11 protein-coding genes are annotated in these 15029 nt (G+C 73.8%); 6 read left to right on the top strand and 5 right to left on the bottom strand.

The features are described from left to right. Nucleotides 1-154 precede the first annotated feature (154 nt). Nucleotides 155-1690: a sugar transferase gene (locus tag ABZ172_RS13330; RefSeq protein ID WP_356883383.1), complete on the top strand. Its 1536-nt coding sequence runs from the start codon at nucleotides 155-157 to the stop codon at nucleotides 1688-1690. A gap of 72 nt (nucleotides 1691-1762) precedes the next feature. On the opposite strand, the gene ABZ172_RS13325 is transcribed toward ABZ172_RS13330, so the two are convergent. Continuing rightward, nucleotides 1763-2746: a GDP-L-fucose synthase gene (locus ABZ172_RS13325; RefSeq protein ID WP_356883381.1), complete on the bottom strand. Its 984-nt coding sequence runs from the start codon at nucleotides 2744-2746 to the stop codon at nucleotides 1763-1765. A 114-nt stretch (nucleotides 2747-2860) separates the two neighbouring features. Here ABZ172_RS13325 and gmd point away from each other — a divergent pair, with 114 nt between their 5' ends. From gmd to ABZ172_RS13305, 4 genes are all read left to right on the top strand, one after another. Continuing rightward, nucleotides 2861-3874 (top strand): GDP-mannose 4,6-dehydratase, encoded by a 1014-nt coding sequence (gene gmd, locus ABZ172_RS13320; protein WP_356883379.1) that lies wholly within the window; start codon nucleotides 2861-2863, stop codon nucleotides 3872-3874. 244 nt (nucleotides 3875-4118) lie between these two features. Next, nucleotides 4119-6374: a LamG domain-containing protein gene (locus tag ABZ172_RS13315; RefSeq protein ID WP_356883377.1), complete on the top strand. Its 2256-nt coding sequence runs from the start codon at nucleotides 4119-4121 to the stop codon at nucleotides 6372-6374. Continuing rightward, complete coding sequence (locus ABZ172_RS13310) at nucleotides 6371-7066, top strand: hypothetical protein (RefSeq protein WP_356883375.1); 696 nt, start codon at nucleotides 6371-6373, stop codon at nucleotides 7064-7066. The genes ABZ172_RS13315 and ABZ172_RS13310 overlap by 4 nt, the downstream gene beginning before the upstream one ends. Continuing rightward, the gene (locus tag ABZ172_RS13305; protein ID WP_356883373.1) at nucleotides 7063-7890 is read left to right on the top strand and encodes a glycosyltransferase family 2 protein; all 828 of its coding nucleotides are present in this window, start codon (nucleotides 7063-7065) and stop codon (nucleotides 7888-7890) included. Before ABZ172_RS13310 ends, ABZ172_RS13305 begins: the two co-directional genes overlap by 4 nt. Nucleotides 7891-7902: 12 nt before the next feature. On the opposite strand, the gene ABZ172_RS13300 is transcribed toward ABZ172_RS13305, so the two are convergent. Next, entirely contained in the window at nucleotides 7903-9066 is a 1164-nt protein-coding gene (locus ABZ172_RS13300) for a glycosyltransferase (protein ID WP_356883371.1), read from the bottom strand. A 108-nt stretch (nucleotides 9067-9174) separates the two neighbouring features. Here ABZ172_RS13300 and ABZ172_RS13295 point away from each other — a divergent pair, with 108 nt between their 5' ends. Continuing rightward, on the top strand, nucleotides 9175-10710 hold the full coding sequence (locus ABZ172_RS13295) for a hypothetical protein (RefSeq protein ID WP_356883369.1): 1536 nt from the start codon (nucleotides 9175-9177) through the stop codon (nucleotides 10708-10710). Here the strand turns inward: ABZ172_RS13295 and ABZ172_RS13290 are convergent. From ABZ172_RS13290 to ABZ172_RS13280, 3 genes are read right to left on the bottom strand one after another with little or no spacing between them, the layout of a single operon-like run. After that, nucleotides 10679-11920: a hypothetical protein gene (locus tag ABZ172_RS13290; protein WP_356883367.1), complete on the bottom strand. Its 1242-nt coding sequence runs from the start codon at nucleotides 11918-11920 to the stop codon at nucleotides 10679-10681. The genes ABZ172_RS13295 and ABZ172_RS13290 overlap by 32 nt on opposite strands. Continuing rightward, complete coding sequence (locus ABZ172_RS13285; protein WP_356883365.1) at nucleotides 11917-13599, bottom strand: lipopolysaccharide biosynthesis protein; 1683 nt, start codon at nucleotides 13597-13599, stop codon at nucleotides 11917-11919. The genes ABZ172_RS13290 and ABZ172_RS13285 overlap by 4 nt, the downstream gene beginning before the upstream one ends. Beyond that, nucleotides 13596-14969: a glycosyltransferase gene (locus ABZ172_RS13280; protein ID WP_356883363.1), complete on the bottom strand. Its 1374-nt coding sequence runs from the start codon at nucleotides 14967-14969 to the stop codon at nucleotides 13596-13598. Before ABZ172_RS13280 ends, ABZ172_RS13285 begins: the two co-directional genes overlap by 4 nt. Nucleotides 14970-15029 lie beyond the last annotated feature (60 nt).

Below are 15029 nucleotides of genomic sequence, written 5' to 3'. Positions count from 1 at the left end.
GATCACATCCCTTCCGTTCTGTCTGAACTTCACGGGAACTCCAGCGAAATGGCACGTGTGTGGATATCGTGCACCGAGCGAGGGCGCATCCGTCTGTCCATGGGATCGGCGGATGCGCCCCGTTTGTGGGGATGCGACTGTGGCTGGGGGGTTCATGGGGCATGTCGAATTACCTGAATCAGATATATCCGGGCCTGTCGGGCTGGCGGGGGCACGACGACCACGTGCCGCGGCCGCCCGGAACCGCGGGGCGCTTCCCGGACAGCTGTGGAGAGTGCCGGGGACCGTCGGACGGGACCACCCGGAGCGGCCGCGGGCGAGGAAGAAGCCCGATCCGCGGGTGCCCCTCCTCGTCCTGACCGACCTGGCGGGCCTGGGGGTGCCCGCCTGGCTGGTGCTGCGGGCGGGCGACCGGCCCGCGCCGCTCACGGCCGCGGCCGCGGCCGCGCTGGTGTGGGCCGCGGTGCGCGCGGCGCGCGGCCGGTACGCGCCGGCGGTCCCCGGCGGTCCCTCCGGTGGGTCCCGCGGACCCGTCGGCGACTGGCTCGCCCTCGTCGGGGTGCTGGCCGTGCTGCTGGCCGTGACGGGCGGCGGCCCCGACCCGGCCACCGCCGTCGCGGCGCTGGTGCCGGGTCTGGTCCTGGCCGTCCTGACCGGGGCGGCGGGACGGCTGCGGACCACCGGGCGCCGGGTCCTGGTCGTCGGCGAGGCGGCGGGCCTGGACCGGGCCGTGCGTCTGATCAACTCCCGCAGGGGCCGCCCGTACACGGCGGTCGCGGTGATCCCGGTGGGTCCTGCGGTGCCGGACTGCGGGACGCCCGCCCCCGGCCGGCTGGCGCCGGAGCCGGCCGACGACGACGTGTCCACGGTGCTGGGCGGCGCCTTCGCCCACGACGCGGACCTGGTGCTCGTCGCACCCGGGCCGCAGCTGGACGACGACCGGCTCCGCCGGCTGGCGTGGGGTCTGCACGACGGCGGCCTCGCCCTGTGCGTGCTCTCCGAGCTGTCGGGGGTCGCCGCGGCGCGGGTGCGCCCGGCCTCCGCGGGCGGACTGACGCTGCTGCACGTCGCGCCGCCGCTGCGGCGCGGCCCGCAGGCCGCCCTGAAGACCGTGGTGGACCGCACCGGCGCCGCTCTCGGCCTGCTGCTGCTCTCCCCGCTGCTCCTCGGGGTGGCCGTGGCGGTGCGACTCTCCTCCCCCGGCCCGGTGTTCCACCGCCAGACCCGCCACGGCCGCCACAACAGGCCGTTCACCATGTGGAAGTTCCGCACGATGGTGGCGGACGCGGAGGCCCGCAGGGAGCAGCTCTCGGCCGCGAACGAGAGCGAGGGGCCCATGTTCAAGATGCGCCGCGATCCGCGGGTGACCCGGATCGGGCACGCCCTGCGCCGGACCTCCGTGGACGAGCTCCCGCAGCTCCTCAACGTGCTACGAGGTGACATGTCCCTGGTAGGTCCGCGTCCGCCGCTGCCGGAGGAGGTGTCCCGCTACGACGAGCGCGAGCTGCGGCGACTGGCCGTGCGGCCGGGTCTGACCGGGCTGTGGCAGGTCAGCGGGCGGTCGGACCTGTCCTGGCAGGAGACGGTCTCGCTGGACCTCTGGTACGTCGACAACTGGTCGGTGGCGACGGACCTCGGGCTCCTCGCCCGGACCGTACGCGCCGTCACCGACGGCCGGGGAGCGTACTGAGACGTGAGGGGGGATCACGAGGGGCATCGCGTGCACGGCCCCGGTCCGGACCGCAGCCACCGGGCCGGACGGTCAGTTCCCGGGGGCGGGCTGTCCGAGCCACCAGGCGTAGGTGCGGGCGATGCCGTCCCGCAGCGGGATCCGCGGGGTGAATCCGAGGGCGGAGAGCCGGGACACGTCGAGGAGCTTGCGCGGGGTGCCGTCGGGCTTCGTGGTGTCCCAGACGATGCGGCCGCGGTACTCCGTCACCTCGCGCACGGTCTCGGCCAGGTCCCGGATGGCGAGGTCCTCGCCGCAGCCGACGTTGACCGGCTCGGCGCCGTCGTACACCTCCAGCAGCCGCACGCAGGCGGCGGCCAGGTCGTCGACGTGCAGGAACTCCCGCCGGGGGCTGCCGGAGCCCCACAGGGTGACCTCGGCCGCGCCGTCCCGCTTCGCCTCGTGGAAGCGGCGGATCAGGGCGGGCAGCACGTGCGAGGTCTCCAGGTCGAAGTTGTCCCCGGGGCCGTAGAGATTGGTGGGCATGGCGCTGATGTACGAGGCGCCGTACTGCCGGCGGTAGGACTGGATCTGCACGATTCCGGCGATCTTGGCCAGGGCGTACGCCTCGTTGGTCGGTTCGAGCGGTCCCGTGAGCAGGGCGTCCTCGGGGATCGGCTGGGGTGCGTGCTTGGGATAGATGCACGAGGAGCCGAGGAAGAGCAGCCGCCGGACCCCCGCCGCGTGGGCGCCGGCGATCACGGCCAGCTGGATCCGGAGGTTGTCCTCCAGGAACTGCACCGGCCGGGTGCTGTTGGCCAGGATCCCGCCCACCGTGGCGGCGGCCAGCACCACCGCGTCCGGGCGGGTCTCGCGCAGGAACGCCTCGGTCGGCGCCGCCTCGCGCAGGTCGAGCTCGTCCCGGCCGCGGGTGATCACCTGATGGCCGTCGGCGGTGAGGCGGCGCACCAGCGCCGACCCGACGAGCCCGCGGTGGCCCGCCACGAATATGCGGGCTCCGGGGTGCAGCAGGGGGCGGGCGGATTCCTGGGCCTGGCCCGGGTTTTCGGTCGTCATGGCACGGATTGTGCCAGCAGCGGGACAGACGGGTGACCCTTTGCCGCATTCCGCTCAGATCCAGATATTTCGGTGACGCAAACCGCCCCAAGGGCGATCACAGAAGGGGGAGTCATGGCGAGGACCGCACTCATCACCGGCGTGACCGGGCAGGACGGTTCGTACCTGTCGGAGCTGCTGCTCGACAAGGGCTACACGGTCCACGGCCTGATACGCCGTTCGTCGAGCTTCAACACCGAGCGGATCGACCACATCTATCAGGGCCCGGAGGAAGCGAATCGTTCCTTCGTGCTCCATCACGCCGATCTCTCCGACGGCGTCGCGCTGGTCAACCTGCTCCGGGACATCCAGCCCGACGAGGTCTACAACCTGGGCGCCCAGTCGCACGTACGGGTGTCCTTCGACGCGCCGCTGTACACGGGCGACGTCACCGGGCTGGGCACCGTGCGGCTGCTGGAGGCGGTCCGGGCGAGCGGGATCGAGACCCGGGTCTACCAGGCGTCGTCGTCCGAGATGTTCGGTGCGAGCCCGCCCCCGCAGAACGAGGGGACCCCCTTCCACCCGCGCAGCCCGTACAGCGTGGCCAAGGTCTACTCGTACTGGGCGACGGTCAACTACCGTGAGGCGTACGGGATGTTCGCCACGAACGGGATCCTGTTCAACCACGAGTCGCCGCGCCGCGGCGAGACCTTCGTGACCCGCAAGATCACCCGCGGGGTGGCCAGGATCAAGGCCGGCCTCCAGGACCGGCTGCACCTGGGCAACCTCGACGCCGTCCGCGACTGGGGGTACGCCCCCGAGTACGTGGAGGCGATGTGGCGGATGCTCCAGTGCGACACCCCGGACGACTACGTGGTGGCCACCGGCGAGGGGGTCAGTGTGCGGCAGTTCCTGGAGTACGCCTTCGAGCACGCGGGCCTCGACTGGGCCGAGCACGTGCGCTACGACCCCAAGTACGAGCGCCCCAGCGAGGTGGACGCGCTGATCGGTGACGCGTCCAAGGCGGAGGAACTGCTCGGCTGGAAGCCGGAGGTGAAGTCACGGGAGCTGGCGCAGATCATGGTGGACGCCGACATCCGGCTGCTGAGCGACCAGCTCGCCGGGTCCGCGGTCCGGGTGGACCGGTGAGCGGCACGGCGGTCACCCAGCACACCCGGCGGGCACTCCACCCGTCCTCGCCGGGGACGGTCACCGGCGCGCCCCCGCTCTCCACCGGCCTGCCGGTGGAGGCGGACGCGCCCGCAGCGGACGGGGCCCCCGGCTCCGTCCCCCCACTCGCCGGGGCCGGCAACGGGACGGACCGTCCCCGCGTCCGGCCGGGCGGGCCGACCGCGGCCCGCGGGCCGCAGCTCGTCCTCACCATCGGAGATGAATGATGAACGGAAGCACGGGGCGGAGACCCGGGAGGAGCGGCCGTGTGCGGGCCGCGTCCGCCGCGCTCTGCCTGTTCGCCGGAGCCCTCACCGCGACGGCGGCCGGGGCCTCCCCGGCGGCGGCGCTGACAGCGCCGGTGGCCCTCACGGCCGACGACCTCACCACCTGGCAGACCAACGGCATCGTCTGGTCCATGGCCGCGGCGGACGGGGTCGTCTACGCCGGCGGCACCTTCTCCACCGTCCGCCCGCCGGGCGCGGCGGCGGGCACCTCCGAGCGGCCCGCGGTCAACTTCGCGGCGTTCGACGCGGCGACCGGGACACCGACGGGGTGCAGCCTGTCCTTCACGCTGTCCTCCGGCACGGCGACCGTACGGGCCCTGGCCCTCTCCCCCGACGGCGGAACCCTGTACGCCGGCGGGCAGTTCGGCGCGGTGAACGGGACCGGCGTCAGCAACATCGCGGCCATCGACACCGCCACCTGCACGCCGCGGCAGAACTTCAAGATCGCGGTGTCGGCGACGGTGCGGGCGCTGGACGTCACCGCGGACACCGTCTACCTGGCCGGTGACTTCAACAGCGTCGGCGGCCAGACCCGGAACAAGTTCGCCGCGGTGTCCACGGGCGCCGCGCTGCTGCCGTGGACCTCCAACGCGGACGAGGTGGCCCGGGCGGTGCAGGTGACCCCCGACGGGAAGCAGGTGGCGCTCGGCGGTGACTTCTTCACCGTGAACGGCACCACCTCGCACGCCCTGGCCGTGGTCGACGCCACCACCGGCGCCGTCACCAAGAGCTATCCGGGCTTCATCCCCGCCACCTCGACGGTGCAGGACCTCACGGCGGACGCGACGGGCCTGTACACCGCCAACGAGGGCACCGGCGGCGGGGTGTTCGACGGCCGGATCGCCATCGACCTCGACGACTACCAGCAGCGCTGGCGGGACACCTGCCTGGGCGCGACCCAGGCCGTCCTGGTCCACTCCGGCGTGCTGTACAGCGGGAGCCACGCCCACGACTGCGCCAGCATGGGCGGGTTCCCCGACCAGCCGCGCAGGCACCTGCTGGCACAGTCCGTGGACGATCCGACGCTGCTGCCCTGGTTCCCGGACACGAACGACGGCATCGGCGAGCCGGTCGGGCCCCGGGTCATGACGCAGACCGACCGGGGCGGCCGGCACTACCTCTGGGTCGGCGGGGAGTTCACCACCGTCAACGGCAGCGGCCAGCAGGGGCTGACACGGTTCGCCGACGGCCCGGACACCGGGACGCCCTGGGTGCCCAACGTCAGCCTGTCCACGGTCGCCCCGGGGCGGATCGACGTCCAGTGGCAGACCAGCTTCGACACCGACGACGGTGAGCTGACCTACCGGATCTACAAGGACGGTGCGAGCACCCCCGTGCACACCGTGACGGGCTACTCGCTGTTCTGGAACCGTCCGCAGCTGAAGTGGACCGACACCGACGTGGCGGCGGGCGAGACGCACTCGTACCGCATCACCGCGAGCGACGGCACCAACACCAGCGCCAAGTCCCCCGCGCAGTCGGCGACCGTGGCGGGTGCCACCCAGCCGTATCCGGCCCGCGTGCTGTCCGACGGGGCTACGCTCTACTGGCGTTACGACGAGGGCTCCTCCACCTTCGCGGCGGACACCACCGGGCAGCTGAACAACGGCTTCCTGCGCAACGGGCCGTCCTACCGGCAGACCCCGGCGGCCGTCGCGGGCGGTTCGACGGCCATCGGGTTCGACGGCGTCTCCGAGTACGCCTACAGCAACAAGCTGCAGGCACAGCCCGCGCGCTTCTCCGTGGAGACCTGGATCAAGACCACCACGACCCGCGGCGGCAAGGTCATCGGCTTCGGCAACCTGACGATGCAGAACAGCACCCGCTACGACAAGCAGGTCTACATGGCCGACAACGGGCGCCTCGTCTTCGGCGTCTACAGCGGCGGCTACCGCACCGTCACCACGACCGGGTCCTACAACGACGGCGCCTGGCACCACGTCGTCGCCACCCAGGGCACCGGCGGCATGGCGCTGTACGTCGACGGGCGGCTGCGGGCCTCCAGCATCCTGTACACGGCCAACGAGAGCCATCCGGGGTACTGGCGGGTCGGCGGCGACAACCTGGCCAACTGGCCGAACCGCCCCACCAGCAACTTCTTCGCCGGTCAGATCGACGAGACGGCGGTGTACCCGACCGCACTGAGCGCCTCCCAGGTCAGCGCGCACTACGCCCTGAGGACGGCCCAGTGAGACGCGCGTTCCCGGCCGGTGCCGCCGTCGCCCTCGCGACGGCGGTGCTGGCCGCCTGCGGCTCGTCCGGCGGGTCCGGCGGCGGGGCCACCGGGGGCACGGAGGCGGCGGGCGGCACGCCGTCCGCGGCGGCCTCCGCCCCACCCTCCGTGGCCGGTCCGGCGGTCCCGGAGCCCGGGAGGTCCGGCGCCACACCGAAGGCGCCCGCCGGGGACATCACCCCGGCCACCGGCTCCTTCACCGGGAAGCAGAAGGAGTACCTGACCGGCCGCGTGCCCGCGGGGACGGACCCCGCCGCGGTGCTCCAGACCGGGCAGGCGACCTGCGACCGGCTCCGCTACCTGGTCAAGGCCGACCGGGACATCGCGGTGGGCGCGCTCGTGTCCGGCGAGATCCCGGACGCCGGGCCGGCCGTGGCCCACCTCTGCCCCGGGCACGGCGACCTCGTGGAGGAGGCCGCGCTCGGGTACGCCGACGGCACCCACACGGGGGCGAAGCTCAGACCGGGACGGTACACCGCCGTCTCGCCCACCGCCGCGTGCAGCTGGCGGCTGACCGGCGCCGGCGGCAGGGAGCTGGACGCGGGCTCCGCCGCCGCCGGGAAGCCGGTGGAGCTCACCGTCCCCGGTTCCGCCCGCACCTTCACCTCCACAGGCTGCTACGCCTGGCTGCCGCAAGGAGAGAACGGATGAGCAAGCTGCCCATCGCCGTCGCGATCCCCACGAAGAACGAGGGGCTGAACATCGCCGAGGCGGTGAGGTCGGTCCTGGACCACTTCGAGGCGGTCGTCGTGGTGGACTCCCACAGCACCGACGACACGGCGGAGATCGCGCGCGCGTGCGGGGCCGACGTGATCACGTACACCTGGGACGGCGGGCATCCCCGCAAGAAGCAGTGGTGCCTGGAGAACGTCCGGACCGACCTGGACTGGATCCTGCTGCTCGACGGCGACGAACGGCTCAGCCCCGGGCTGCTCGCCGAACTGCGGAGGATCTTCGCCGACCGGGACGCCCCGAAGCCGGCCGCCTACGACATACCGCTGGGCTACTGGTTCTCGGGGAAGCGGCTGCGGCACGGCTACACGATCCGCAAGCGGTCCCTGACCGACCGGACCCGGTGCCACTACCCGGAGGTCGGCGACCTCGCGGCGCCCGGCATCGGTGAGGTGGAGGGGCACTACCAGCCGGTCGCGGCGACGGCCGAGGCGCTGAGCTGCCCCATCGAGCACCAGGACCTCGATCCCGTCACCGCGTGGTTCGAGCGGCACAACCGCTACTCGGACTGGGAGGCCTGGCTGGAGCAGCACCCCGACGTCAAGGAACAGGTGCGGAGGGTGAAGTCCCGGCAGGGGCAGCTCTTCCACAAGGCGCCGTTCAAGCCGCTGGTGTCCTTCGCCTACATGTACGTCTACCGGCGGGGCTTCCTGGACGGCCGCGCGGGCCTGGACTTCGCCCTCGCGATGAGCTTCTACCGCTGGCAGATCGCTCTCAAGTCCCGCGAGAGGCCCGTGCACTGACGGCCCCGGCGGTCACCCCCGCCTCCGGCGGACCACGTCATCGTAGGTCCGCCGGAGGGTGGCGGTCACGGCCTCGATGGTGAACCGGTCGTTGACCAGCCGCCAGGCCGCCTCGCCCGCCCGCTCGGCGGCCTCCGGCTCCAGCAGTTCCAGGATCGCGTCGGCGACCTTGCGGGCGTTGGCCGCGTCCTCGCCCACCCGGCTGTCGACGACCCGGCCCGCACCGGCCCCCGACACATCGGGGGCCTGCCCGCAGGTGCGGGTGATGACGACCGGCGTGCCGACCGACATCGCCTCCAGGACCGAGACGGGGAACGGCTCCTCGATCGCCGGCAGTACGTACACATCGGCCTCGCGCCCGGCGGCGAGGACCGCGTCGTGCTCCAGCGGGCCGACATGGTCGAGGGAGTCCGTGACGCCCAGCCTCCGGGCGAGGGCGAGGGTCCCGGCCAGCGCACCGGTGTCCGGGCCGGCCAGCACGAAGCGGGCGTCCGGGTGGCGGGCGAGGACGTGCGGCATCGCGGCGACGAAGTCCTCGGGCCGCTTGCGCTCCTGGACGCGGGCGAGGTACAGCACGGTCGGCGGACGGCCGGGCTCGCGGGCGGGCTTGCGCTCCTGCGGGCGGACACCGTTGACCAGCCGCACGGTACGGGTGAGCGGCACGGGGGCGGCGACGGCGTTCACATCGGCCCGCTCCATCTCGGTGAGGTGCAGCACGGCGTCGGCCTCGCGCAGCACCCTGCGGACCCCGAGGACGTCGGTGAGCTGAGCGGCCTTCTTCTCGGTGGGGTCGATCATGCCGTGGGTCTGGACGACCAGCGGGGTACGGGTCGCGAGCGCGAGGAGCGCCGCGGGCAGGGTCACCAGGTCCCGCATCAGATGGACGTGCACGAGGTCGGCGCCGCGCATCATGCGGTACGCGGTGCGCAGCAGCGCGGCGGAGGTGATGCCGCTGACCTCGAACACCGGGAGCAGGTGCCGCGCCTGGAAGAGGTGGACGGGAACTCCCTCCACCTGACGGGGCAGTTCACCGTCGGGGAAGCCGTCGCCGAGGGCCATGACGCGCGCGTCGTCGCCGTTCGCCCGCAGGACCTTGGAGAGGTTGAAAGCCACCCGGGTCGGCCCGCCGAAGGCGTGGTCCGGGGTGTGGAGCGTGACGACGTGCAGAACTTTCACCAGAGTTCCCCTCAACTGTGGCCGATGATTCACAGGGTAGTCATCGCGCCCCCTCAAGTGGGCTGATTCGTTAGAGTGTTCAGCGGTTCACTGATCCCGGGGGGACGCATGACGTCGGTGCCTGCATCGGCGCGGGAACAGGCTCCCCGCGCGGTCGTGCCTCCGGAGGGGGCGGGGGCCGGTGCCCCGGAGCCGCAGGACCCGCCGATCGCCTGGTCGATGCTGTCGCGGGCCCTGTCCGTGCCGCTCGTCCTCGCCCTGGTGTGCTTCCTGCCCGCGGTGATCGCCGCCCAGCCGGGCAGCGGGGTCCGGGACACCGCGTACTGGCTCCAGCTGGTGCTGACCTGCTACGCGGGCGCCCGGCTCGCGACGATGATCCTCTCCACCCGGCGGCGCCTGCTCCAGGGCGTCTTCTGGATGTTCGTGTACATCGCGATGGGCGTGGCGCCGTTCGCCCAGGTGGTGATCGGGCAGACGCCGACGCCGATGGTCGGCCCGCGCCAGGACCTGATCACGGCCACGGCGATGGTCCTGGTGGGGTGTGCCGCCTACGACCTGGGGGCGCTGCTGGCCTCGCGCCGGCCGCTGCGGCGGCGTACGGCCCCGGCGCGGAGCACGGGCGGCGGACCGGCTGTGGCCCATCCGCTGAGGCTGCGGCTGCTGGTGCTGGTGGCGTTCGCGGCGAGCGCGTTCTACGTGGTGAAGCTGGGCGGGCCGGCTGTCTTCTTCTCCAGCCGGCAGGAGATCAACGAGACCGTGACGGCGAGCGGTGTCGCCGCGGAGGGCTCCCAGGTGGGCGCGGCGTTCCTCAAGGGCTTCGGCACCGTCCCCGCGCTGCTGGCGCTGCTCTTCTGCACCCGGCGTCTGGTGACCTCGCGCCGGGCGCGGCGCTCCCCGTCAACGGTCCTGGTGTGGCTGGGGCTCGCGGTGGTCAATCTGGTGGTCAACAACCCCATATCCAACGCCCGTTACTGGTTCCTGACGGTGCTGCTCGCGTTCGTGTTCACCGCGCTGCCGAGCAGTGCGGCGGTCTACCGCACGGTGCTGGCGACGGGGGTGGTGGGGGCGCTGGTGGTGTTCCCGTACGCGGACCGGTTCCGCTACGACGACGAAGCGCAGCGGTCCGCGCAGTCGGCCTCGGTCTTCGAGCCGCTGGTGACCAAGGACTACGACCAGATGGTGATGTTCGCCAACGCCATCTCCTGGGTCGACACCCGGGAGCACACCTACGGCCGTCAGCTCGCCGGGTCCGCCCTGTTCTTCGTGCCGCGCGCGGTGTGGAGCGGGAAGCCGGAGGACACCGGGGTGCGGGTGGGGCAGTGGATGGGGCTGCGGATGACCAACCTCTCGGCGCCGCTGTGGACGGAGTTCTGGGTCGACTTCGGCGCCACCGGGGCGATCGGCGGCATGGCCCTCATCGGGTACGCCGCGGCCCGCACCGACCGCAGGTACGCGCAGGCCGTGACCCGGGCGGGTCCGGGGCCGGGCAGTGTGCTGGCGATCGCGGCGCCGCTGATCGCCGGGTACACCTTCATCCTGTTGCGGGGCCCGCTGCTCCAGGCGGCGGGGAAGCTGGCGATCGGCGCCCTGTGCCTGCTGCTGGTCACGACGTTCAGGGAGCAGAGGGCAGCGCGTCGGCGCTGACGGTCTCCCCCGCCGGGACGCGGCGGCGCAGCCGGGCGACCCGGGTCCAGGTGGCCGCCGCCTTGCCGAGCGAGCCGAGGCACAGCCCCCAGGCCGCCCCGGGGACACCGCCGAGGGCGTATCCGCCGGCCGTCAGGGCCACCGCGGTGAGCGAGAAGACCACCTGGATGCTCAGCGTCGTACGCGGGTCGAGCATGCGCAGGGCGAGCAGTCCGCAGGTGCCGGCGGCCATCGCCGCGTACTGGCTGCCGGTCGCGGGGAGCAGGGCGGCGGCCGTCGGCCAGGTGTCGCCGAGCAGTGCCCGGCCCGCGCGCTCCGGGAGCAGGGCGAGCGCGGTGGCCCAGAGGGCCGCGGTGGCGGCGAGGACGGCGGCCAGTCCCGCGGTGGCGCGGACCCGGCGGCGCTCGTCGCCGATCCGGCCGAGCAGCGGCGGGCCGAACGACGTGGCGGAGGTGAACAGCACGTTGAGCGGCCCGAACAGGGTGGTGGCCCCGCGGAGCGCGCCGACCAGCAGCGGGTTCCCGACGGCTCCGAGGCCGAGCACGGAGAGCTGGCCGGTCGCGTTGCCCACGCCGAACTCCACCACGAAGCGGCGCCCGAGGTGGCCGCGCCCGAGCAGCGGGCGCAGCAGCAGCGGGGCCCCGGCCGTCGAGCGGTGCAGCAGCGCGGCGGCGAGCAGGAGGGCGGGCACGGCGGACAGCCCCCAGACCAGGATCAGCCGGGCCGGGGAGGCCCCGTACTCCTGCGCGGCCAGGGCCCCGAGCACGCAGACGAGCCTCAGCAGGTCGGCCGCCAGGGCGAGATGGGGCCGCTGGAGCGTGGAGAAGGCGTAGCGCAGGGCGTCCTGTCCGAGCACGACCGGCAGGACGACGCCCAGCACGACGAGGGCGCGCGCGGTGTCCCCCGGGACGCACAGGCAGACGGCGGCGAGCAGGGCGCCCAGGGCCGCCGAGGCCGCGACGGTGAGGACGAAGGCCGAGCGGCAGGCGCCCCGGGTGTCCTCCCCCGCCCCGCGCCGGAGGACCAGCGGCTGCCCCGTGTACGCGCCGGAGACACCCAGCAGCACGGTGAAGACGAGGTAGACGGCGGAGAAGCGGGCGAAGTCGGCCGCGGTGGAGAGCCGGGCCGCGGCCACGAGCACCAGGATGTTGGTGAGCGCCGCCACGCCCTGGTCCGCGACCGAGCAGAGGATCGCGGTGCGGGCTCTCACCGCCGCGCCCCCGGGAGGGTGAAGGAGCGCAGCCCCATGGTGTCGTCGGGGCTCCGGGTGATCTCCGGCGCGTCCGCCTCGAGGGCCGGTGGCCCGCCGCCCCCGCGCCGCCGTCCGGACCCGGGCCGGGCCTCGCCCCGCCGCAGCCTGCTCCGGCCGCCGTGCAGGAGGGCGCCGAGCACCGACCCGCCGGAGGCGCCGATGATCTCCCGGATGCGTTCCAGATCGCTGCGGTGGACCTCGCGGGGGTCGCAGACGATCATGACGCCCTCGACCCGGTCGACGAGTGCGACCGCGTCGGCGTACGAGAGCACCGGCGGGGCGAGGACGATGACCACGGCGCCGGGGCGGTCCGCCTCGGCGACGGTCCGCGCGACGGCCGGGGAGGTCAGGGTGCGCGGCACGTTGTCCGCGGTGGTCCCGGCCACCAGGGCGAAGGCGCCGGAGCCCGGCACGTCCACATTGCTCCGGCCGCCCGCCGGCCAGCCGCGGTCGCGCTCCTCAGCGGCCCAGCGGGGCGGCCGGACCTGGTGCGCGGCCGGCCCCAGGTCACGGGCCAGCGAGGGGGTGCGCAGGTCGGCCTCCACGAGCAGGACGTCGCGGCCCATCTCGGCGAAGGCGGCGGCCAGGTTGACCGCCGCGGCGGCCGCCTCGGCGTTGTCCCCGCGCGGGGCCGTCACCAGCAGCCGCCGCCGCTCCGCGAAGGACGGGTCGTAGGCGAGCCGGAAGGCCACCGCGCGGTACTCCTCGGCGAGCCGGGAACCGCTGCGCCCGATCGCGAGGAGGGTGCCCGCGGCCCCGCGCTCCCTCGGCAGGGTGCCGAGCAGCGGCGCCCCGAGGGAGCGGACGAGCTCCCGGGGGGAGCGGACGGCCGGGTCGAAGACGAGCCGCACCCAGGAGAGCAGCAGGCCGAGGGCGAGTCCGACGACCGCGCCGAGCCCGAGGAGCAGCGGCAGACCGGCGCCGGCGGGCTCGGTGGGGGCGACGGGCTTCTGGTTGAGGTAGCCGGGGGTGGTGTCGAGCGCCTTGAGCTCGGAGATCTTCCGGCTCAGCTCGGAGATGGAGACGATGATGTTGGCACGGGCGCTGCTGACGTCGTCCGCGGCGTCGACCCCGGTGCGCTCCTCCAGCAGGTCGCGCTTCTCCTCCAGCGGGTCGAGCTGGGCGCGGTAGCCGTCCGCCATGGTGTCGATGCTCTCCTCGGTACGCGCCTTGCGGTGCGCCAGGTACGCGTTGGCCAGGGCCTCGGCGCGGGCCCGTGCCTGCTCGGGGGTGGCACCGGTGTAGGAGAAGCGGAGGGTGAGGGTGTTGGGCGGGTTGGTGACCTGGAGCCCGGCGAGCAGCTTCCGGGCGGTGACGTCGTCGCCCTTCTTCAGCAGGGTCCCGGCGGCCAGTTCGCCCACGGTGTCGCTGACCGCGGTCTGCCGCTCCGAGCCGATGTTGATGCCCTTGTCCGCGGACGCTCCGGTGGCGAACGGGTCGGCGGTCGCGGAGCGCACCTGCACCTCGCCGGTGGAGGTGTACGTGTCGTCGCCGCTCAGGGCGAGGAAGCCGCCGCCGAGCAGACCGGCGACGACGCCCCCGGCGAGCAGCGCACGGTAGCGCAGCAGCTGGCGGAACTGGTCCCGCAGCAGGGCCGGTTCGTCCTGGTCGTCCAGGGGACGGATCTGGTGGCTCATCGGCTTGCTCCCCCTCGTGATTCCCCGGTCCGCTCCGCCCCGGTGGTCCCGGCGCCGGCCCGGGCGGATCCGGCCGGCCCGGCCCCGCCCCGCGCGGATCCGGTTCCGCTCCGGGCGTTCCCGGTCCGTGCGTCCGCGAGCGCCTCGGCGAGCAGGGCGTCGAAGCGGGCGAGCCCCGCCTCCCTGCCCAGGTGCTCCGCGACGTACCGCGGCCCGTGCGCCCCCAGCGCCTCGGCCGCCGCGGGGTCGGCCCCCAGCCGGCGCACGGCGGCGAGGAGCGCGGCCGGGTCCTCGGGCTCCACCAGGACCCCGGCGCCCGACCTGCGCACCTCGTCGGCGGTACCCCCCTGGCCGGCCACGGAGGCGACGACCGGGCGGCCGGAGACGAAGTACGAGGTCAGCTTGGACGGCACGCTCATGTCGAGCACGGAGGCCCGCTGGGTCACCGCGAGGACGTCGGCGGCGGCGAGCACGTCGGTGAAGTCGTCCGCCCCTGCGGGCGGCAGGAAGTCGAGGTTGGGCAGGCCCGCGGCCCGCTCGCGCAGTCCGTCGCGCTGGTTGCCGTCGCCCATCAGGACGACCCGGACGTCCGGGGCCAGCCGGGCCAGAGCGACCAGGACGTCGAGCCCCTGCTTGAGGCCCATGTTCCCGGAGTGCAGCAGCACGGGTGTGCCCTCGGCCCATCCGAGCCGGGCCCGGGTGGCGGCACGGTCGGCCGAAGGGGGCTGCACATGAGTCCAGTTGGGGACGATCCGGATGCGTCCGGGGTCCACGCCGAGAGCGGTGACGCCCTCCACGAAGCTCTCGTGGATGACGCCGACGAGGGCGGCGCCGCGCAAAGCGTGGCGCTCGGCCCGCGCGGCGACCGCCGCCGCCCTGCCACCGCCGCGGATACCGCTCTGCGCGGCGGCGGCGCCCATCAGGTCCTGCACCACGGGTATGTGGGGGACGCGGTGGCGGCGCGCGAGCCGGGCCCCGATCACCCCTCCGGCGAGGCTGGGCATCTGGGAGATCACCGCGTCGGGCCGTCCGGGCGGGGGCGCGAGGAGGCCGTGGACCAGCACGGACGCCTCGAACGCGGCTCTGCGCACAGCGGTCTGTCGGGCCGGCACGTAGTGCCGTCTGCGGTGCACGCGGACCCCCTCGCGGGTCTCCTCCCCGCGCCACATCCCCCGGTAGCGCTCGTCCACGCGCCAGGCGGGGTAGTGCGGCACACCGGTCAGCACCCGGGTCGTCGCCCCGGACGCCGCCCAGTGCTCGGCGAGCTGGGTGGCGTACGGGCCTATGCCGGTCAGCTCGGGGGCGTAGTTGGTGGAGACCACGAGGAGTCTGCGGTTCTCGAACGGCCTCTGATGCTCAGCAGCGGACAACGGATGATCGCCTTCCCCCCGGAACAGCCTGTTGTCCGAGCTTATCCGTTCACGGGATGC

This window comes from Streptomyces sp. NPDC006296 (assembly GCF_040613235.1).
Classification (GTDB): Bacteria; Actinomycetota; Actinomycetes; order Streptomycetales; family Streptomycetaceae; genus Streptomyces.
This window is presented reverse-complemented; position numbering and strand designations above follow the sequence as displayed.